Below are 18833 nucleotides of genomic sequence, written 5' to 3' on the forward strand. Positions count from 1 at the left end.
GGCGGCAAGAATGGCCCAGTTCCCGAGCAGTTTTGACAAAGACGATCTGCTGAAATGCGCCCGCGGCGAATTATTTGGCCCCGGCAATGCACAATTGCCCGCCCCGCCAATGCTGATGATGCACCGGATCACCGACATCTCGGATGATGGTGGCCTGCACGGCAAAGGCCATGTGCTGGCCGAGTTCGATATCACCCCTGACCTTTGGTTCTTTGACTGCCATTTTCCAGGCAACCCGATTATGCCGGGTTGCCTGGGCCTTGACGGTCTATGGCAGCTGACCGGTTTCAACCTGGGTTGGCGTGGATGGCAAGGGCGCGGCATGGCCGTTGGCGTGGGCGAAGTGAAACTGACCGGTATGGTTCGTCCCGACCGCAAGATGCTAACGTATAAAATCGATTTCAAAAAAGCGATTCAGACACGTCGCCTGACCATGGGTGTGGCAGATGGAATCGTCGAAGCCGATGGCGAGATGATCTATGATGTCAAAGATATGAAGGTCGTTCTGTCCGAGGCCTGAGCCTGACCGACCCGAAATAAGGAGTGCGCACATGCGTCGAGTAGTCGTCACCGGTCTGGGGGTAGTGTCTTCGATCGGGAATAATGCCCAAGAGGTTCTGGCCTCGCTCAAAGCAGGTAAATCCGGGATCGAAGCCAGCGAACAGATGGCAGAACACGGGTTTCGCAGTCAGATCGCGGGAACGCTCAAGATTGACGTGGCTGAACACGTAGACAAACGCACCCTGCGCTTCATGGGTCCGGGCGCGGCTTACGCTCATATCGCCATGTCTCAGGCCATTGCAGATTCCGGTCTGACCGAGGACCAGGTCGTCAACCCGCGTACAGGTTTGGTGGCCGGATCCGGCGGCCCGTCGACAAGCGCGATGCTGACCGCTCATCAGACGGTTCTGAGCACCGGTGCAACCAAACGGATAGGGCCGTTCGCCGTGCCAAAATGTATGTGCTCGACAATCTCGGCAAACCTGGCGACCGCGTTCAAGATCAAGGGTATCAACTATTCGATCACCTCGGCCTGCTCGACCTCGCTGCATTGCATCGGCAACGCGGCCGAACAGATCATGCTGGGCAAACAGGACGTCATGTTTGCTGGCGGCGGCGAAGAACTGGACTGGACGCTTTCGTGTCTGTTCGATGCGATGGGCGCGATGTCGTCGAAATACAATGACACGCCCGAGAAAGCCTCGCGCGCGTTTGACGAAAACCGTGACGGGTTTGTGATTTCCGGTGGCGGCGGCATCCTCGTTCTGGAAGAGTTGGAGCACGCTCTGGCCCGCGGTGCAAAGATATATGCCGAAGTCACCGGCTATGCTGCCACCTCGGATGGCCACGATATGGTGGCCCCTTCAGGTGAAGGCGGCGAGCGCGCGATGCGGCTGGCGCTGGACACACTGCCCGAAGGTCGCAAGGTCGGCTATATCAATGCACATGGAACCTCGACCCCTGTCGGTGACGTGGGCGAAGTAGAGGCTGTGCGCCGCATCTTCGGTGAAGGCAATGTACCGCCGATTTCCTCGACCAAATCAATGACTGGCCACGCGCAAGGCGCGGCAGGAGCGCTTGAGGCGATCTTCTGCTTACTCATGCTGGACAATGATTTCATTACGCCGTCGATCAATGTCGACACACTCGCCCAAGGCATCTTGCCCGGTGAAATTGCAACTGAAGTGGTTGAAAACGCAGGACTGGACAGTGTCATGACCAACAGCTTCGGCTTTGGCGGCACTAACGGGTCCATGATTCTGTCTAAGTATAACGGGTGAAAGTGATGTCGGATCTTCTCAAAGGTAAACGCGGCCTGATCATGGGCGTGGCCAATGACCGCTCAATCGCGTGGGGCATTGCCAAGGCCATGCACGAGGCAGGCGCAGAACTGGCCTTCACCTATCAGGGCGAAGCGTTCGGCAAGCGGTTGGAACCTCTCGCTCAAAGCTTGGGCAGTGATTTCATGGTGGATGCCGATGTGACCGACGACGAGTCACTGGATCGCGCCTTTGGTGAGCTGGCTCAGCGTTGGCCCACCATCGACTTTGTTGTTCATGCCATTGCGTATTCGGATAAGTCCGAGCTGACAGGCCGGTTTCTGAATACCACGCGGGCGAACTTCAAACACTCCATGGACGTGTCGGCCTATTCTTTCATCGAGGTGGCGCGCCGCGCCTATCCGATGATGAAGGACAAAGGGGGTTCGCTGCTGACGCTGACCTATCAGGGATCAAACCGGGTTGTACCGAACTACAACGTCATGGGTGTTGCCAAGGCTGCGCTGGAATCGGCGACCCGTTATCTGGCCAATGACCTTGGCCCGGATGGTATCCGCGTGAACGCAATCTCACCTGGGCCGATGAAAACCCTTGCCGGTGCGGCCATTGGCGGAGCGCGCAGGACATACAAGTTCTGTGATCAGAATGCGCCGATGCGTTCGAATGCCACACTGGAAGCTGTTGGCGGGACCGCAGTTTACCTGACATCTGATGCGGGTGCCTGCACGTCTGGTGAAATCATCCGCGTTGACGGTGGTTTCCACGTTCTGGGCATGCCACAACCCGATTTCATGTGACCATATCTTTCCCTGCCGCCGCCAAGATTTCACCATCTTTGGGCGGCAGGACTTCGATATGAGCAAGCTAGATCAAATCATTGCAAACAACGCACGGTCAGTGCAAAGCCGGAAGAAGTCCGGTTTCCTCAGCCAGCGGGCCAGAGTGCTGCTGCTCGCGCTGACTTCATTGCTGCTGGTGTTTGTCTTTTTCACCCAGCCACAGGTACGTGCAGCTGTTGAAGCTTTGATCGGCTGAAGTCCGTGCAGGATTTCCAACCCGAACTAAGTCTCAATTGATCGAGATGACTTCAATCTCAAACACCAGATCCTGTCCGGCCAACGGATGATTCCCATCCAGAGTTACAGTCGCTTCGTTGGCGTCCACAACTGTCACTGGTACGGCCTGACCGTCAGGTGTCTGCATCTGCAGTTGAGTGCCCGGATCTAGCGGAATATCCTCGGGAATACCCTCACGGGGGATTTCCTGACGCATCGCAGGATTGATCGGGCCGTAGGCGTCGGTACAGGCAATCTCGACCCGTTTCTTGTCACCTGCGGACAAACCGGGCATGGCACTGTCCAGACCGGGAATAATCTGACCCGATCCAACCACGAACTCCAACGGATCGCGCCCATCCGAGCTGTCAAAGACTTTGCCATCCAGCAATGTCCCTGTGTAATGGATGCGAACCGTGTCGCCTTGCTTGATTTCGGTCATAGTGGCCTCCGGCCGTTTTAGGGGTTAAGCGGCCAACCCTAGAGATTGACACAAAGTTGTAAACCCTTGGCCCTTTCCCCCCATTCCGTGTTGTGCCAACCTGCGCGCAATCAAAGGAGGGTCATATGGCAGTCACGACCTGCGTGTTCGACGCCTACGGAACACTGTTTGATGTTGCGGCCGCCGCCCGGCAGGCGGCAAGCGAACCTGGATTCGAAGCACTGAAAGACAAATGGCCCGAGGTCGCGGGACATTGGCGCCTGAAGCAATTGCAATACACGTGGCTGCGTGCAGTGGCTGATGCGCATGCGGACTTCTGGGATGTCACGCAGGACGGGCTGGACTGGGCGCTGGAAGCTGCAGGCCTGCAGGGCAACCCTGAACTGCGCCAACGCTTGCTGGATCTTTATTGGGAGTTGCAGGCCTATCCCGAAGTTCCTGCCATGTTGAAAACCCTCAAGGATGGCGGGATGCAGACTGCCATTCTGTCCAACGGATCACCGCCCATGCTGGACGGTGCTGTTCAGTCCGCCGGGATCGGCGATGTGCTGGATGACGTGCTGTCGGTCGAAAGCGTTGGGGTCTTCAAGCCCCATTCCCGTGTCTATGATCTGGTTCAGAACAGGTTTGACTGCGCCCGCGACGAAGTCTTGTTCGTCAGTTCAAACGGCTGGGATGCCGCGGGGGCCAGCGGTTATGGTTTTGTCACCGTCTGGGTCAATCGGATCGGGGAACCAATGGACCGGCTGCCGTGGACGCCAGCGCATGTTCTGTCTGATTTGACCACCATTCCCAAGCTGGCTGGTCTTTGATGTCAGACTTTACGACTTCGGACGGCAAGCGCATCTATTTCGAAGACCATGGATCGGGCACGCCGCTTTTGTGTCTGGCCGGATTGACTAGGAACAGCCGGGATTTTTCGTATTTCGCACCACATGCCACTGAACTGCGCATGATTGCGATGGATTACAGGGGGCGCGGCCGCTCGGACTACGATCCCGATTTCATGAACTACAACATCTTTCGTGAATCCCATGACGCGATTGAACTGCTGGATTTTCTGGGCATCGAAAAAGCGGTCATTCTGGGCACCTCGCGGGGCGGGCTGATTGCCATGGCACTGGCAGCAAGCCACCCCGAACGTTTGGTCGGTGTGATCCTAAACGATGTGGGGCCCGTCATCGAGACGTCAGGCATCGCCAAGATCATGGCCTATGTGGGCGCGCAACCCACCGCGAAAACCCATGACGAAGCTGCTGCCGCCCTGAAACATATGATGGAGCCGCAATTTCCCAGGGTTCCGCTGGAGATCTGGCGCAAACAGGCCGAAATTCAATACGAACAACAAAGGGACGGGCTGGCGCTGCGCTATGATCCGGCCCTGCGCAAGGCGCTTCTGGAACAGGCCGCGAGCGGTGCTATACCCGACTATTGGTTGTTTTTTGAAGCGCTGCGCGACATTCCATGCGGCGCGATCAGGGGCGCAAACTCTGACGTTCTGAGCGCAGAAACACTGGCTGAGATGCACCGGCGGCATCCCGGTCTGATCTCGGCCGAAGTACCGGATCGCGGGCATGTTCCGTTCTTGAATGAGCCGCAATCTCTGGATGTCATCAAAAAGGTATTGAAGAACGCTGCATGAGCACATTTGAAATGATCGAAGCCGCGGCCATACGGCTTAAAGGACATGTCCGCGAGACACCAATTCTGTCGTCGCCATTTCTTGACGCGATCGCCGGGCGCAGGATTTGGGTCAAGCCGGAATGCCTGCAACATACGGGCAGCTTCAAGTTTCGGGGAGCTTGGTCTGCCATATCCGCGCTGGACGAAGACACACGCCAGCGCGGCGTGATTGCATATTCTTCGGGCAATCACGCACAAGGCGTTGCGATGGCGGCGGCGAAACACGGTATTGCTTCGGTCATTGTCATGCCGTCGGACGCGCCACACCTGAAAATCGAAAACACCCGCGCGCTTGGAGGTGAGGTCGTTCTTTACGACCGTGCAAACGAAAGCCGTGAAGAGATCGGGGAGACCATCGCCGCCGAACGCGGGCTGACTCTGATCCGGCCATATGACGAACCTCAGGTGATTGCCGGGCAAGGTACTACCGGCTTGGAAATCGCCAGACAGGCCGCGGAACTTGGAGTTTCTCAGGCGGATGTTCTGGTCTGTTGTGGTGGTGGCGGCCTCACCTCTGGCATTGCACTGGCATTGGAAAAACACGCCCCCGACCTAAGGGCACGCCCGTGCGAACCGGAAGGGTTCGATGACGTCAAACGATCACTGGCGACGGGACGGATTCAGAACAACAACGCGGCATCAGGCAATATTTGCGATGCCATCCTGACACCGCAACCCGGCGACATCACCTTTCCCATCCTAAACCGTCTTTGCGGGCCCGGTATTTCGGTGACCGAAGAAGAGGCCCTGCGGGCCATGGCACTTGCTTTCCTGCGCCTCAAGATCGTGCTGGAGCCCGGCGGCGCAGTCGCATTGGCCTCGGCCCTGTTCCGGGGCGACGAGATTGAGGGCGACGACGTGATCGTGGTCACATCGGGTGGTAACGTCGATCCGGATGTTTTTGCCAGGGCGTTGGAATTCCTGACCTGACAGGCATCCCAAACCTGTGCAAGTTGCACCCGGAAAGCCGGGGCTGCAAGGACCTGAGTCATGATGATCGCTGATCTGGGCGACGTGAAACTGAATTACCGTGTCGATGGTGCGGCGGACGGCGCGCCACTGGTTTTTGCCAACTCATTGGGAACAAACCTGCACATATGGGACGCAGTGTTACCGCACCTGCCCAAAGGGTTGCGTATCATCCGGTATGACAAACGCGGGCATGGGCAATCCTCGGTTCCACCGGCGCCTTATTCTATGGGCGCCCTGATCCGCGATGCCGAGTCGCTGCTGGATCACCTGAAGGTTCGCGACTGCGTTTTTGTCGGCCTGTCCATTGGCGGGATGATCGCACAGGGGCTGGCCGTCAAACGTATGGATCAGATACGTGCGCAGGTTCTGTCGAACACCGCTGCCAAAATCGCCACTCCCGCAGTCTGGCAGGATCGGATCGACGCTGTGCGTCGCGGCGGGATTGAAGCGGTGGCAGACGCCACGATGGAACGCTGGTTTTCCCGTGATTTCCGCGCAGCGCAAAACCACCTGCCATGGCGCGATATGATGATCAGCCAACCGCTTGACGGATATCTGGGCTGTTGCGCTGCCGTCGCCGGGACCGACTTCTATACACCCACAAGCGGCCTGCGCCTTCCCACGCTTGGCATCGCCGGAAGCGAGGACGGCTCGACCCCGCCCGATCTGGTGCGCGAAACTGTCGACCTCATCCCCGGATCGCGGTTCGAACTGATCCGCAGAGCTGGCCATTTGCCCTGCGTCGAGAAACCCGCAGAATACGCAGCAATCCTGACCCGGTTTCTGACCGATATCGGGCATATCTGAAGGAGAACAGCGATGGCGTCTTTCCTGTTGGTCCACGGCTCCTGCCACGGAGCCTGGTGCTGGCGCGACCTGATCCCCGCGCTGGAAGCTTTGGGACATTCGGCCCGGGCCATCGACTTGCCCAGCCATGGTGCAGATCCAACGCCGGTGTCCGAGGTGACGCTGGAAAATTGCCGCGATGCCGTTCTGAACGCCTGCACGCCCGATACGATTGTCGTGGGTCACTCGTGGGGCGGGTATCCGATCAGCGCCGCCGCCGAAGCTCGACCGGACGCCATGCGCGCCCTGATCTTTCTGTGCGCCTACGTGCCTCACGATGGCCTTTCGCTAGCAGAAATGCGCAGACGCGGCCCGCAGCAGACAATTGCCCACGCGATTGACAAATCGTCTGACGGGCTGTCTTACACCGTGTCGGTAGATGCCATCCCAAAGCTGTTCTACCACGATTGCCCGGACGATATCCTGCCTTACGCCTATGCGCGCCTGTGCCCACAGGCCATTCGCCCCCAGGAAACACCACTGCCGGTCGGCACGAATTTCAACGAAGTGCCCAAGGCCTATATCCGCACCACAGATGACCGAACGATCCCCGCGGAATATCAGGCGGACATGTGCGCGTTTATCCCGAAGGACCTGCGGCGAACCATCGACAGTTCGCATTCTCCGTTTTTCTCGCATCCACAGGAGCTGGCCGGATTGCTGAGCGAATTGGCAAGCAAATTTGAGTGATGCGGCGGACTGCACGCAAAACTCTGTCTTCCCACATTCGGTGACTGTGCCTAGGGTGCCACGAACAGATCACCTGCCCGAGTTCCATGCGCCTGCCATCACTCTTCATCCTCAGCATCGTCATGATCGACGCAATGGGCATTGGTCTGGTTATGCCGATCATGCCGCAACTGATTGTTGATGTGCAGGGCAGTTCGCTTGCCAATGCGGCGATCTGGGGTGGAGTGCTGAGTACCGCTTTTGCGGCGATGCAATTTATCTTTGGTCCAATCCTTGGAAACCTGTCCGACGCCTATGGCCGCAGAACTGTGCTGCTGCTGTCGCTGTTCGTCATGGCGCTTGATTATATGGTTATGGCAGTGGCGGGCAGTATCTGGCTGTTGCTGGCCGGTCGTATCGTCGGCGGCATTACCGCAGCCACGCATTCCACCGCCGCCGCGTTCATGGCGGATATTTCCGATCCCAAGGACAAGGCCGCAAACTTTGGCCTGTTGGGGGCAGCATTTGGCGTCGGATTTGTGTTCGGACCAGTGATCGGCGGGTTGCTCAGCGAATATGGAACCCGTGCCCCGTTTTGGGCTGCGGCAGGTCTGGTGGCACTGATCTTTGCCATCGGCTGCTTCGTGATGCCTGAAACCGTGACCGACAAGACCCGGCGCGCCTTCAACCTGCGCCGCGCCAACCCGGTGAATTCGCTGCGCGCCATTGCTGCACTGCCCGGTATCCGACCTATGCTGTGGGTCTACTTTCTGTATTCGGTCTCAATCTACGTCTACCCCGCTATCTGGTCCTTTTTCACCACCGAGCGGTTCGGATGGTCCCCTCAGATGATCGGCCTGTCACTGGGCGTCTATGGGATCGGCATGGCCGTTGTGCAGGGCGGTCTGATCCGCCCCGCAATCAGATTGTGCGGCGAAAGGGGTGCCATCATCTACGGGATGGGTTTTGAAATTCTTAGTTTCGCAATTCTGGCCTTTCTGACCAACGGGTTCATTGCGCTTTTGTTCATCCCAATCACCGCAATCGGGGCAATCACCACACCAGCACTTCAGGCAATGATGTCCAAAGCGACACCAGATTCGCAGCAAGGAGAGTTGCAGGGCGTCCTCGCCGCGCTCCACGCGCTTTCGATGGTAATCTCGCCCCTGGTCATGACCAGCGTATTTGCGCAGTTCATTCGCCCCGACACACCGCTGTACCTGCCGGGTGCTCCGTTCCTGCTGGCACTGGCGCTGATGCTGGCCGGGTTCGTTTTGTTTCGCCGGTCCCCGCCTGTCGTGGCTTAACAACGACACACACATGACGGTTTCCGCCTTGCGATCAACGCTTTCCCACGCCACCGTGGGGCCAACGGGAATGAGGGAAAACATGCAAACAATCAAAGCCGCAGTCTGCCGGGCATTCGGCGAACCCCTGGTTATCGAAGAGGTTCAGCTGGCGCCCCCCGGCACGGGCGAAGTCGAAGTGACGCTGGATGCAGTGGCCATCTGCCATTCAGATATATCCTATGCCGAAGGTGCCTGGGGAGGGTTCCTGCCCGCCGTTTACGGACACGAAGCCGCAGGTGTGATCTCCTCAGTTGGAGAGGCCGCCGGGGACTTCAGGATTGGCGAACCTGTAGTTGTGACGCTGATCCGCGCGTGCGGGTCCTGCCCCACCTGTGCCGGAGGGCACCCGACAAATTGCGAAACACCGTACGACACCGTCAAAGGCCCGCTAAAAACGGCTGACGGCGGTCCGCTGGAACAGGCCATGGCCTGCGGCGCGTTTGCCGAAAAAGTTGTGGTGAGCCATCGGCAGATCGTCAGGATACCCGAAAGCCTGCCCAAAGACCTGGCCAGCCTTCTGTCTTGCGGGGTGATCACCGGGGTCGGCGCTGCTGTAAACGCCGCCAATTTGCGCCCGGGTCAGGATGTCGTTGTTATCGGTGCGGGTGGTGTTGGCCTGAACGCCATTCAGGGCGCACGGATCGCGGGTGCACGGCGGATCGTGGCCGTGGACATGACTGAAGAAAAGCTGGAAATCGCGAAGGAGTTCGGCGCGACCCATGGCGTGCTGGCCAGCCTGAAAGAACCCTGGAAGGCAGCGTTCAAAGCCCTTGGCGGACGCGGTGCCGATGCGGTTCTGATTACGGTCGGCGCAATCGCCGCCTATGATCAGGCCCCGCGTTATCTTGGCCGCGGCGGTAAGGCCATCATGATCGGAATGCCGCATTCGGGCGGCATGGCCAGCTATGAACCGGTTGTTCTGGCAGCCCTCGGCCAGGGTGTTGTCGGCTCGAAAATGGGTGATGTGGTTATTCAGCGGGACATCCCCTGGATGATCGACCTTTACGAGCAGGGTCGGTTGAAGCTGGACGAGCTGATCTCGGGCCGCTGGTCGCTGGATCAGATCAACGAGGCCATTGCCGATACCAAAACCGGATCTGCCAAGCGCAACGTGATCCTGTTCGACAGAACCTGATCCCCGCTCGGAGGAACTGAGATGAAACTGCAGGATCTAGACATCATCGTCACCGCCCCACCCGCTCCGGGTTGGGGGGGGCGATACTGGATATTGGTCAAACTGACGACAGACACCGGCATAACCGGTTGGGGCGAATGCTATGCCTCGTCCGTCGGACCTGAGGCGATGCGCCACGTCATCCGGGATGTGTTCGAACGGCACATGCTGGGCGAGAACCCCGAAAACATCGAGCTTATGTTCCGCCGTGCCTATTCCAGCGGCTTCACGCAGCGCCCCGACCTGACGGTGATGGGCGCATTCTCGGGGTTGGAGATCGCCTGTTGGGATATTCTGGGCAAGGATCGCGACCGCCCGGTTTACGCCCTGTTGGGCGGCAAGGTGAACGAGCGAATTCGCTCCTACACTTACCTCTACCCTTTGCCGCATCACAATCTGACCGACTTCTGGACCTCTCCCGAACAAGCGGGTGAAACAGCCGCTGAAATGGTGCGACGCGGCTATACCGCTGTAAAATTCGACCCGGCGGGCCCTTATACAATCCGTGGCGGCCACATGCCCGCGATGAGTGACATTTCCATGTCCGTCGCCTTTTGTAAGGCAATTCGCGAAGCCGTAGGGGACAAGGCCGACCTGCTGTTTGGCACACACGGGCAGTTCAACACGGCCGGTGCCATTAGGCTGGGGCAGGCGCTGGAACCATATCAGCCCCTATGGTTCGAAGAACCCACGCCACCTGATATGATCGAAGACATGGCCCGTGTCGCCCGCAACGTCCGTATCCCCATCGCCACCGGAGAGCGCATGACAACCAAGGCCGAGTTTGGAGCCGTTCTGCGCGCCGGGGCTGCGGAAATCCTACAACCGGCGCTGGGGCGAGCCGGAGGAATCTGGGAGATGAAGAAAGTCGCAGCTATAGCAGAGATATTCAATGCTCAGATGGCGCCACATCTTTATGCAGGACCGGTCGAATGGGCCGCCAATATCCACCTGGCCGCGTCGATCCCGAACCTGCTGTTGCTGGAAACCATTGAAACACCGTTCCACAACCAGCTGATCAAAGGTTCCATTCAGATAGAGGACGGCTTCGTGATCGCTCCGACAGCGCCGGGACTTGGGATCGATGTCGACGAAGACCTGGCCCGCGCGCACCCGTATGAAGGTCGCGGCTTGCACTTGCAGATGCAGGAAGAGCCCTGCGATTACGTTAATGGCAATGCTTTTCAGGGCGGTGCCCCTGCAACCGAGGGGTGACAACGCAGACGGGTTTGAGGCATATTGACCCAAGATTAACGGCACAACGGTCAAAACGTGACACTCCTAGAAACCGAACCTCAGGCACACACCTCGGACACACCATCAGAAATGAAAGAAAATGCAGCCCGCGCGGCTGCATTTCTCAAGACACTGGCGCATGAAGGGCGCCTGATGATCCTGTGCCACCTTGGGAATGGCGAGAAATCGGTAGGCCAGCTTGAGGATTTGCTGCAATTACGACAAGCCGCCGTCAGCCAAATGTTGGCCCGTCTGCGGGAGGAAGGATTTGTCACCACCCGAAGAGATGGCAAAACGATCTATTATTCGCTAAGCGATGGAAATGCAGCGCAGATGATCGGTCTGCTGTACGAGCTGTTCTGCGAGCCTGCCAGCTGATCACGCCTAATTGGACACGTAACCGGCGATCACCTGCATCAGCTTGAACGCGGTTGCCGCATCGTTTTCCACAACGGCCAGGAATTCTTCCTCACCGATCCTAAGGCAGGATAGTTGTGTTTCGGCCACCATGCTCAGCGCGCGTGGTTCTTTGCGGATCAGACCAAGTTCACCCACCAATGCGCCCGGCCCCACGGTGGTGATCAACTGATCGGGTCCATCTTCCTGTGGCAGGTACAGGCCTGCCTCTCCCTCCAGCACTACATAAGCGCCATCGGTGGGCTGATCATCTTTCAGGAACACCACCTGCCCAGGCTTGGCATCGAACCATTGCGCCCCAAAAGCCAGAAGGCGCAATTGCCTCCGGTCCAGACCTGAAAACAAGGGGGTCTGCTCCAGCGCGCGCAGTTTCCGCGCCAGATCTGCTGAAGATGCGCTGTCTTTTCCCACGTCTACCGGTCCTCCATCCGAGACGACACGACCTTGCCGGATTTCCACGAACATGTCGAATACGTCCGGGTTTTCGAACTGGTCATTGAGGTAGAACACCGTGGCATCCGGCAGCAACTCGCGCAGCTTCTTGTAAACCGATACCTGCGTTTTCATGTCGTAACTGGCCAATGCCTGCTCCAGGATCAGGATATCTGGCTTCTTGATTGTCGCGCGGGTAAACGCCAGCGGTTCGGCAAAAACCGCCGGAAGGCTCTGCCCACCCAAAGCAACCGGAATGTCATAAATCAGCTCGACCACCAAAGGACGCGCACCGTTCTCCTCCAACACGTCGACAATGACCTTGCGGGCCTCATCCGATCGCGCGCCGCCTATCTGGCTGACCTTGCCGAACAGCGCGTTTTCCATGACCGTCAATCCAGGCGCGAAATCTTCCGGATCCAGCGGAACAAATGCGTCCTTCAGGCTTTCCAACAGCTTATCCGAATGACTCTGCCTCAGTTCCAGAATGCGGTCTTTCAGCTCATCCGTGAAAGCCGGGCCAATCTGCTCAGCCGAGACGACGAAAGGCACGGCCAACATACTGGCCAGCTGTTCGTTATCCAGCCCTGATGTTCCCTCTTTGCGGGTCTGTTCAACCAGCTCCACAGCTGCCTCATAAGTCTTTGCATCAAGACCCAGCTTGCGGAACAACGGATGGTCGGTTCCGTCGAACCCGAAGATCTGTCGCAGCATCTCGATCACGTCACGGGTCAGGGCGATCAGCGTCTCATCCAGCCCCAGCTCTCGCAACTGCATGAGGAAAACCTTCTGCCGGGCAAGCAACGCCTGCGTCACCGGCACGCGGGGCGTCGCAAAAAGCAGGTTCTCGGCAACAGGCAGCGCCGGGTTGTAAGCATTCCGGTCGAATATCAGCGCCTGCTGCTCAAGACCCGCGTCATGGACCGCCCGCCGAACAAGCGGGCGCAGCTCGACCAGTTTCCTTGCCAGTTCGCAGTGTTCGGTCGCAACAAAGCTTTGTTCGGCACCGCGCCGAAACAAGGCTGCACCGGACCCCATTCCATCAATCAGCTGCAACCACCAGTCGCGCAACGCCGTCGCGTCTTCAAACCCGGCCAGCGCCGGGTCAAGCCATTCCACCCTGAACGGATCCATGCTGTTTCCAGCCCGCAAAGTCTCGGCAAAATCAGGGTCGTCTGAGGATTCAGCCAAGGGTTTGAATCGCATCGGCATCATCACGTTGTCACCCAACGTTCCCTGAAACATGACCGGGCGGGACGTTGCGTACCCGATACGCGCGGCCACAACGCCCTGATGCAGATCTGCCAGGTTCAGATCCCCAACCTGAACCGTGCCGGCAGCGGGCAAAATCTCGCGGGTCAGCAGCTCACCCATGGCGCGCCGATCCTCTTCGCTGGGTGCGGCGATACCAATCGTCTTGCCACCGGGAAAAGTAAGATTCAGATCATCCAGCACCTGATTTCCGTCCATGTCGCGAACTGAAACGTGATTCAACACGATATCGCCGCTCAGGTGGGGGCGCTCTGCTGGTTCGCCCTCGAACAGCACTTCATCCTTCAATCCGGCCGGATCGAAACGGTCAACGACGATTTCCCAGCGCAACGACATGTCCTGGGTTTGGTTGTAATAGGTCAACAGCTCTTTCCAGGGTGAGCTCAGATCCTTGTACGCCGCCAGCGCGGCAACCAATGCCCCCAGCGAAACCGAACCCTGCAACACCAGAAGGCCACCAATCAGGTAGAACATGAATGGTGTCAGCTGCGAGATGAAGTTGTTTATGAACTTCATAAAGAACTTCTTCTGGTAAATCTCAAAGCGGATCGTGAAAAGCCGCCCCAATTGATCGGAAACCATAGCCCGGCGATAGCGCCAACCGCCATTGCTGCGTAGGGTTGACGCCCCTGCCGCGTTTTCGCCGATCTGGGCAGCCAACGCCCGTACTTCCTGAATGCGTTTCTTGTTCAACAGGTTGATCTGACGTTGTAATTTGGGGATTAACCAGGCCTGTACCGGGATCAGGGCGACAGCGGCCAGCCCGAACCAAAAGCTTTGCAAGAACAGGAAAGAAAGGATGGTGATCATCTGACCGGCTTGCAGAACCGGCTGGCTGATCGCATCGCCCATCAGCCCCCCCATCGGTTCGCTTTCAGCCGTGATCATCGAGACCATTTCGCCCTGGCTGACCCGTTCGAAATAAGGTTGCGGAAAAAGAAGCGCGCGGCTGACCAGCTGATACCGAAACCGTCGCAGCATGCGTTCGCTCAGCACACCCTTCATGGTGTTGATGCGCATTTTCATCAGCCCGTGCGCCAGCACGGCAGCCAGGAAAGCAAAACACAAAATAATCAGGAAATTCGTCTGTGAAAGCGTATAACCCCAGACATCCACTTCGGCCGTTGTCGAACCGATTGCGTCGTTGATGATACGCTTGGGCAACTCCAGCGTAAGATAGAGCAACGGAAACAACGTCGCCGTCACAGCCAGCAGGATCAGCTGATCACGTTTGGAGTATTTCCAGATAAAGCGGAAAATCGTGCGTTCTATGGAACCTGCCCCTACTGCTGGCCGATAACACGGCCCGGACGCCGTGCGCCCAAATTCAACAGTTTGAATTTACTGCCATACTGACACGTTATGCAATTTTTTTCCCACCTGAGAATTTTCTTTATCTTATGTGAACTAGTTCATTTACGCATGGCCGTGTTATTGCCTAAAGTCAGTTTTGAACGATATCGGGAGGGTTCTTTTGACTGCCAGTATTGGCGCAGTGCTACTTATGCTTTGCCTTTTACAGATCAAGCATATGTTCGCTGACTACTACCTCCAGACACCGAAGATGCTCTCTGGCAGAGGCGAGTATTTTCACTTGGGACGCGCGCAGCACGCAGCAGTTCATGTTGCGGGCTCTGTCATCGTGTTTGCCGCTTTCGGCGCGCCGCTGTTGTTTATCCTGATTGTCGAATTGCTTGAATGGGTCATTCACTTCAATATCGATTTCGTGAAAGCCAGCTATTCAGACAAGAAACAACTTGAGCCCACGCAGGCCGCATTCTGGCGTGCGGCTGGGCTGGATCAGTGCCTGCACAACCTGACCTATGTGGCGATGGTCTGGGCCTGGGTCACCTTCGCGGCAACGTAACTAACATCAGGGTATACTGTCCGTTTCGCAGCCTGGAAGCTATGCGCCGATCCTTCGGTCGGTCATAGCGAGGTAAGCTGTAAACCTGCCCCGCTCGACTTTGATTGTTGCAAAAACCCAACTAGCCCAGAACCGAAAAGCTGCTTTCCTCATTGATCGGGCGCTTGCGTGAGTAAAAGCCCACGTCGATGATCCGTTTGATATAAGGCAGTTCGAATTGCAACGGTTCCGCGTCGTGATCCGCTCCGCCTTCGCAATACGCGATCAGTGCCGCCATCATCTTACCCGCAATCGGTGCATTCTTATACTGGTTCCCGCTGGACCCGCAGGCCATGTAAAACCCCGGCAAGCTGGATTTGTCATAGATCGGAATCCAGTCGGTTGAGGCATCGTAAAGGTCAACCACACCCCGCGTTTTTGATGGAATACCAAGGCTGGGTACACGCTGCGCGTATCGCATGGCCTGTGTGGTCCATTGGTCCGTGAACTCTCGGTTATAGGTGACATCATCCTCGCACCATTGATGCGGATCGCATTCCGGGTCCTCAGATCCCACAAGGATGTGATTGCCGTGTTCCGGGCGGCAATAGCAGGCGATGTCGCTGTCCGAGACGATGGTTCCGTCGTTTTCAAAGTCGAACCCCTCCGGGGCAGGGACATGCACGACCTCTTGCCGCAGGGGGCGGGTTTTGATGGTCATGTCGTCCAGAACGCCTGCCATCCCATTGATGATAGCCGAGCCCGGCCCGGCCACGTTCACGACAACCCTTGCGCGGATTTCTTCGCCCGAGGCCAGCTTGACTCCGGAAACGCGACCATCTTCGGTCAGGATCTCGGTAACTTCGGCACTGGTGCGGACCTCGGCCCCGTGCTGTTTGGCAGCATCCATCAGGTTTTGCGCCGACAAGGCCGGGTCGGTGACATATCCCGCCTGCGGCCAGTACACTCCACCCGTCATCTTTCGCCCGTTGGGCTGGCCGAATTCCGGGTCATCCATGCGGCGCGCCGGGGCAAAGCTGTCCAACGAATAAACCGGCAGGCGTTCAACCACTTTTTCCCCCGACCATTCTTCGAACGGGCAATCCAGTTCTGATGAATTGCGCATGTGCTTTTCCAGCATCCCGTTCGCCTCGGTCTTCATGACCAGGCAGCCGGTTTCCCTGAACTGAGCCAGATTGGCCCCCTCTGGCAGTCCAAGATAGTCAGCCCAGTCGCGCCAGTAATGATAGCCTTCCCAGGCAAACGCCGTTCCGTCGAAGGTGGAATAATGCATCCGGATGATCGCGCAGGACCCGGCGGTTGAACCGTGCCCAACCTGTGCGTTGCGATCCAGAGACAGGGTTTTCCAGCCCGCCTTGGACATTTCGAACGCGATGGCCGCGCCGATCACACCTGTGCCAATGATGATTGCGTCTGGTTGACTCATGTCGGGTCTCCTTTCCAGTAGCGCCGGGAATATGCGCTGAATTCTTCAACTTCTTCGGGTTTCGGTTCAACGCCCGTAAAGGCGTATAGGTAATGCGGCACCATCGAGATCCGCGTCTCGAAGGGTTCGTTCAATTGTGCCAGATCATATCCGATCTGCATGTAATACAGCACGCGCGCACGTGTTTCGGACTCGATCTCGGAATAGCCGTATCTGGCGAACATCGCGTGCAAAGCTTCAAGCCGCCGTGTGTCTGACTGGTCCAGCGCACGGCGTACTTTGCCCGATTTACGCGCCCAGTCGCGCACGGCAAAATCCAATGCGGTGTCAAACAAGTCCGTGTTGACCACACAACGATGCACATTGCAGACCGCGCCCGTTATCGTTTCGGCCGGCGCTTCTGCCTGTTTTACAAGCGCAACCGTGTTGGTCGCCTGCCACCGCGCCAGCAGTGCATCCAAAAGTTCCTGTCTGGACTTGAAGTACCAGTAGAAGGATGAACGTGACACGGCCATCCGCTCGGCCAAGTTAAGAACCTTGATCTGGTCCACCCCGTCCGAAATCAGCACGTCCATCGCCACGTTCAGCCAGTCGTCGCGGGTGACCTTGACATTGCCGATCAGGGGCTCGGCCTCGGGATCATCGCGGTGAAGGATAGGTTTGTTGTTCATTCAACTCTCCGGTGGCGCCCCGCCCTCTGCGGTGCGACGTGCGATAAAGTCCTGCAAGGCACCAAAACGATCATTGTCTATGGCAGGGGCCTTGAAATCGTTCAGGATACCCTGCCAAACCCCCGTTGCACGTTGGTTGGCATCTGTTGAACCGCGTTCGGTCCATGTGCCGAAATTGGCGTAGTCATGGACATGCGGTTGATAGAACTCGGTGATGTAGCGCTCCATCGTCTGGGGGCAGGCAAAGAAATGACCTCCAGGCGCGACCTCACTTAAAGCGGTATCAAAGCCAATCTCGGCGGACCCCGCCTGCGCGCCCGCGCAAAGCTCGGCCACCATGTTCAGCACCTCGGCATCGCAGACCAGCTTTTCGAAGGATACGGTCAATCCCCCTTCCAGCCAGCCCGCGGAATGAATGATCACAGTCGCCCCGGCCATCAGGCAACCCCAAAGGCCAAACTGGTTCTCATTCGCCGCTTGCACGTCGTTGCTGTTTGACGCTGACCCTGCCGCCGACCGCCAGGGCAGGCCAAGGTGACGCGCCAGTTGGCCTGCGGCCAGTGATGCCTGAAAATGCGAGGGCGTCCCGAATGCAGGTGCACCGGATTTCATATCCACATTGCTGGTGAACGTGCCGTAACACACCGGAGCGCCCGGTCTGGCCAGCTGCGCCAAGGTCAGCGCGGCCAGCGTCTCGGCATGGGACAGGGTGATTGCCCCGGCCACGGTGATCGGCGCCATCGCCCCCATCAGGGTGAACGGTGTGATGATCGACATCTGACCGTGGCGCGCGAAGTCGATCAGGCCTTGCGCCATGGGAATGTCCAACGTGCGCGGGCTGTTTGTGTTGATGATCGTGTAACAATGCGCGTTGCCCCGGAACTCATCATCCGACAGACCTCGCGCCGTGGACAGCATCTCAAAGCAATCCATGACCTGCGGCGTACCGCGCGAGAAGAAGAACGGGAACTTGTCGGTCAGTTCCATCTGTGCCTGTGTCGTGAAGTAGTGGCGCAGATGCGTCGGTACATCCTGAGGTTCAACCTGAGGCGAGATCATCTGGAACACATCGAAATGATGGGTGAGCTTCAGAAACTCCAGATAATCCTGACCTGTCGCCGGGCGGCGACCACGTTCCAGATCGGTTGCGTTCGGCGCGCCTGCCCCCGGTTGAAACACCAGCGAACCCAGTTCCAGAGTGAAATCACGATGCCGCGAACCGGCGCTACAAGCGACAGATTTGGGGGCCGAGGCAACGGCAGCCTCAACCATCTCGCGCCCGATAAAGACCATCTCACTGTCTTCATCCACGCGCGCGCCACCCTGCTTGAACAGCTTGCGCGCCTCGGGAAGCAGGGTCTTTACACCCAACTCCTCGAGCGTACGCAACGCTGCCTCGTGCATGTCCGCAATCTGGTCAGCCGGGAACACCTCCATCAATGGGAAAGGGTTCCTAAGCTGGCGATAGCTCACGTCGCGGCTGGGCTGCGGGGCAGCCTCGCCCCCTCGCCTTCGGCGTCGTCGGTCCGGAGCGGCCATGA

19 protein-coding genes are annotated in these 18833 nt (G+C 57.9%); 14 read left to right on the forward strand and 5 right to left on the reverse strand.

Translation table 11 applies throughout. The features are described from left to right. Window positions 1-10: 10 nt before the first annotated feature. From fabA to ACR0ID_RS09760, 4 genes are read left to right on the forward strand one after another with little or no spacing between them, the layout of a single operon-like run. Entirely contained in the window at window positions 11-520 is a 510-nt protein-coding gene (fabA, locus tag ACR0ID_RS09745; protein ID WP_480605087.1) for a bifunctional 3-hydroxydecanoyl-ACP dehydratase/trans-2-decenoyl-ACP isomerase, read from the forward strand. 31 nt (window positions 521-551) lie between these two features. Beyond that, the gene (gene fabB / locus ACR0ID_RS09750; RefSeq protein WP_480518720.1) at window positions 552-1781 is read left to right on the forward strand and encodes a beta-ketoacyl-ACP synthase I; all 1230 of its coding nucleotides are present in this window, start codon (window positions 552-554) and stop codon (window positions 1779-1781) included. A gap of 5 nt (window positions 1782-1786) precedes the next feature. Further along, entirely contained in the window at window positions 1787-2578 is a 792-nt protein-coding gene (locus ACR0ID_RS09755) for an enoyl-ACP reductase FabI (protein ID WP_480473799.1), read from the forward strand. 58 nt (window positions 2579-2636) lie between these two features. After that, entirely contained in the window at window positions 2637-2816 is a 180-nt protein-coding gene (locus ACR0ID_RS09760) for a hypothetical protein (RefSeq protein WP_267366102.1), read from the forward strand. A 33-nt stretch (window positions 2817-2849) separates the two neighbouring features. On the opposite strand, the gene ACR0ID_RS09765 is transcribed toward ACR0ID_RS09760, so the two are convergent. After that, window positions 2850-3278 carry an FKBP-type peptidyl-prolyl cis-trans isomerase gene (locus ACR0ID_RS09765; protein ID WP_480554540.1) on the reverse strand — a complete coding sequence of 143 codons (429 nt, stop codon included), beginning with the start codon at window positions 3276-3278 and terminating at the stop codon, window positions 2850-2852. 125 nt (window positions 3279-3403) lie between these two features. Between ACR0ID_RS09765 and ACR0ID_RS09770 the strand changes: the two genes are divergently transcribed. From ACR0ID_RS09770 to ACR0ID_RS09810, 9 genes are all read left to right on the forward strand, one after another. Beyond that, window positions 3404-4090 carry a haloacid dehalogenase type II gene (locus ACR0ID_RS09770; RefSeq protein WP_480473801.1) on the forward strand — a complete coding sequence of 229 codons (687 nt, stop codon included), beginning with the start codon at window positions 3404-3406 and terminating at the stop codon, window positions 4088-4090. Continuing rightward, on the forward strand, window positions 4090-4920 hold the full coding sequence (locus ACR0ID_RS09775; protein WP_480605089.1) for an alpha/beta fold hydrolase: 831 nt from the start codon (window positions 4090-4092) through the stop codon (window positions 4918-4920). Before ACR0ID_RS09770 ends, ACR0ID_RS09775 begins: the two co-directional genes overlap by 1 nt. Beyond that, on the forward strand, window positions 4917-5891 hold the full coding sequence (locus ACR0ID_RS09780) for a threonine ammonia-lyase (RefSeq protein WP_480605091.1): 975 nt from the start codon (window positions 4917-4919) through the stop codon (window positions 5889-5891). Before ACR0ID_RS09775 ends, ACR0ID_RS09780 begins: the two co-directional genes overlap by 4 nt. Window positions 5892-5951: 60 nt before the next feature. Further along, window positions 5952-6740: a 3-oxoadipate enol-lactonase gene (pcaD, locus tag ACR0ID_RS09785; protein WP_480473804.1), complete on the forward strand. Its 789-nt coding sequence runs from the start codon at window positions 5952-5954 to the stop codon at window positions 6738-6740. A gap of 12 nt (window positions 6741-6752) precedes the next feature. Continuing rightward, window positions 6753-7469, forward strand: coding sequence for an alpha/beta fold hydrolase (locus tag ACR0ID_RS09790; protein WP_480546291.1), 717 nt, complete (start codon window positions 6753-6755; stop codon window positions 7467-7469). A gap of 86 nt (window positions 7470-7555) precedes the next feature. Then, complete coding sequence (locus ACR0ID_RS09795; RefSeq protein ID WP_480605092.1) at window positions 7556-8755, forward strand: TCR/Tet family MFS transporter; 1200 nt, start codon at window positions 7556-7558, stop codon at window positions 8753-8755. A gap of 82 nt (window positions 8756-8837) precedes the next feature. Beyond that, window positions 8838-9932, forward strand: coding sequence for a Zn-dependent alcohol dehydrogenase (locus ACR0ID_RS09800; protein WP_480605094.1), 1095 nt, complete (start codon window positions 8838-8840; stop codon window positions 9930-9932). 21 nt (window positions 9933-9953) lie between these two features. Beyond that, window positions 9954-11186: a mandelate racemase/muconate lactonizing enzyme family protein gene (locus ACR0ID_RS09805; RefSeq protein ID WP_480605096.1), complete on the forward strand. Its 1233-nt coding sequence runs from the start codon at window positions 9954-9956 to the stop codon at window positions 11184-11186. Between the two features lie 111 nt (window positions 11187-11297). Further along, a complete protein-coding gene (locus ACR0ID_RS09810; protein WP_480473809.1) occupies window positions 11298-11585 on the forward strand; it encodes an ArsR/SmtB family transcription factor in 288 nt (95 codons plus the stop codon). A 6-nt stretch (window positions 11586-11591) separates the two neighbouring features. Here the strand turns inward: ACR0ID_RS09810 and ACR0ID_RS09815 are convergent, their stop codons facing one another. After that, window positions 11592-14588: a cyclic nucleotide-binding domain-containing protein gene (locus tag ACR0ID_RS09815; protein WP_480605144.1), complete on the reverse strand. Its 2997-nt coding sequence runs from the start codon at window positions 14586-14588 to the stop codon at window positions 11592-11594. Between the two features lie 244 nt (window positions 14589-14832). Between ACR0ID_RS09815 and ACR0ID_RS09820 the strand changes: the two genes are divergently transcribed. Further along, window positions 14833-15195, forward strand: coding sequence for a DUF3307 domain-containing protein (locus tag ACR0ID_RS09820; protein ID WP_480473810.1), 363 nt, complete (start codon window positions 14833-14835; stop codon window positions 15193-15195). A 121-nt stretch (window positions 15196-15316) separates the two neighbouring features. Here the strand turns inward: ACR0ID_RS09820 and ACR0ID_RS09825 are convergent, their stop codons facing one another. The 3 genes from ACR0ID_RS09825 to ACR0ID_RS09835 are packed head-to-tail and all read right to left on the reverse strand — an operon-like array spanning window position 15317 to window position 18831. Next, window positions 15317-16621, reverse strand: a complete 1305-nt coding sequence (locus ACR0ID_RS09825) for an NAD(P)/FAD-dependent oxidoreductase (RefSeq protein ID WP_480605098.1) — start codon at window positions 16619-16621, stop codon at window positions 15317-15319. Then, a complete protein-coding gene (locus ACR0ID_RS09830; protein ID WP_480473812.1) occupies window positions 16618-17292 on the reverse strand; it encodes a TetR/AcrR family transcriptional regulator in 675 nt (224 codons plus the stop codon). Before ACR0ID_RS09830 ends, ACR0ID_RS09825 begins: the two co-directional genes overlap by 4 nt. Beyond that, window positions 17293-18831, reverse strand: a complete 1539-nt coding sequence (locus ACR0ID_RS09835; RefSeq protein ID WP_480605100.1) for a trimethylamine methyltransferase family protein — start codon at window positions 18829-18831, stop codon at window positions 17293-17295. Between the last annotated feature and the right edge of the window lie 2 nt (window positions 18832-18833).

This window comes from Ruegeria sp. AL2 (genome assembly GCF_056540845.1).

What these genes read in the sequence shown, in the direction of transcription:
- fabA (WP_480605087.1), top strand. Translation starts at nt 11, where the DNA reads ATGGCCCAGTTCCCGAGCAGTTTTGACAAAGACGATCTGCTGAAATGC.
- fabB (WP_480518720.1), top strand. Translation starts at nt 552, where the DNA reads ATGCGTCGAGTAGTCGTCACCGGTCTGGGGGTAGTGTCTTCGATCGGG.
- ACR0ID_RS09755 (WP_480473799.1), top strand. Translation starts at nt 1,787, where the DNA reads ATGTCGGATCTTCTCAAAGGTAAACGCGGCCTGATCATGGGCGTGGCC.
- ACR0ID_RS09760 (WP_267366102.1), top strand. Translation starts at nt 2,637, where the DNA reads ATGAGCAAGCTAGATCAAATCATTGCAAACAACGCACGGTCAGTGCAA.
- ACR0ID_RS09765 (WP_480554540.1), bottom strand. Translation starts at nt 3,278, where the DNA reads ATGACCGAAATCAAGCAAGGCGACACGGTTCGCATCCATTACACAGGG.
- ACR0ID_RS09770 (WP_480473801.1), top strand. Translation starts at nt 3,404, where the DNA reads ATGGCAGTCACGACCTGCGTGTTCGACGCCTACGGAACACTGTTTGAT.
- ACR0ID_RS09775 (WP_480605089.1), top strand. Translation starts at nt 4,090, where the DNA reads ATGTCAGACTTTACGACTTCGGACGGCAAGCGCATCTATTTCGAAGAC.
- ACR0ID_RS09780 (WP_480605091.1), top strand. Translation starts at nt 4,917, where the DNA reads ATGAGCACATTTGAAATGATCGAAGCCGCGGCCATACGGCTTAAAGGA.
- pcaD (WP_480473804.1), top strand. Translation starts at nt 5,952, where the DNA reads ATGATGATCGCTGATCTGGGCGACGTGAAACTGAATTACCGTGTCGAT.
- ACR0ID_RS09790 (WP_480546291.1), top strand. Translation starts at nt 6,753, where the DNA reads ATGGCGTCTTTCCTGTTGGTCCACGGCTCCTGCCACGGAGCCTGGTGC.
- ACR0ID_RS09795 (WP_480605092.1), top strand. Translation starts at nt 7,556, where the DNA reads ATGCGCCTGCCATCACTCTTCATCCTCAGCATCGTCATGATCGACGCA.
- ACR0ID_RS09800 (WP_480605094.1), top strand. Translation starts at nt 8,838, where the DNA reads ATGCAAACAATCAAAGCCGCAGTCTGCCGGGCATTCGGCGAACCCCTG.
- ACR0ID_RS09805 (WP_480605096.1), top strand. Translation starts at nt 9,954, where the DNA reads ATGAAACTGCAGGATCTAGACATCATCGTCACCGCCCCACCCGCTCCG.
- ACR0ID_RS09810 (WP_480473809.1), top strand. Translation starts at nt 11,298, where the DNA reads ATGAAAGAAAATGCAGCCCGCGCGGCTGCATTTCTCAAGACACTGGCG.
- ACR0ID_RS09820 (WP_480473810.1), top strand. Translation starts at nt 14,833, where the DNA reads ATGCTTTGCCTTTTACAGATCAAGCATATGTTCGCTGACTACTACCTC.
- ACR0ID_RS09825 (WP_480605098.1), bottom strand. Translation starts at nt 16,621, where the DNA reads ATGAGTCAACCAGACGCAATCATCATTGGCACAGGTGTGATCGGCGCG.
- ACR0ID_RS09830 (WP_480473812.1), bottom strand. Translation starts at nt 17,292, where the DNA reads ATGAACAACAAACCTATCCTTCACCGCGATGATCCCGAGGCCGAGCCC.
- ACR0ID_RS09835 (WP_480605100.1), bottom strand. Translation starts at nt 18,831, where the DNA reads ATGGCCGCTCCGGACCGACGACGCCGAAGGCGAGGGGGCGAGGCTGCC.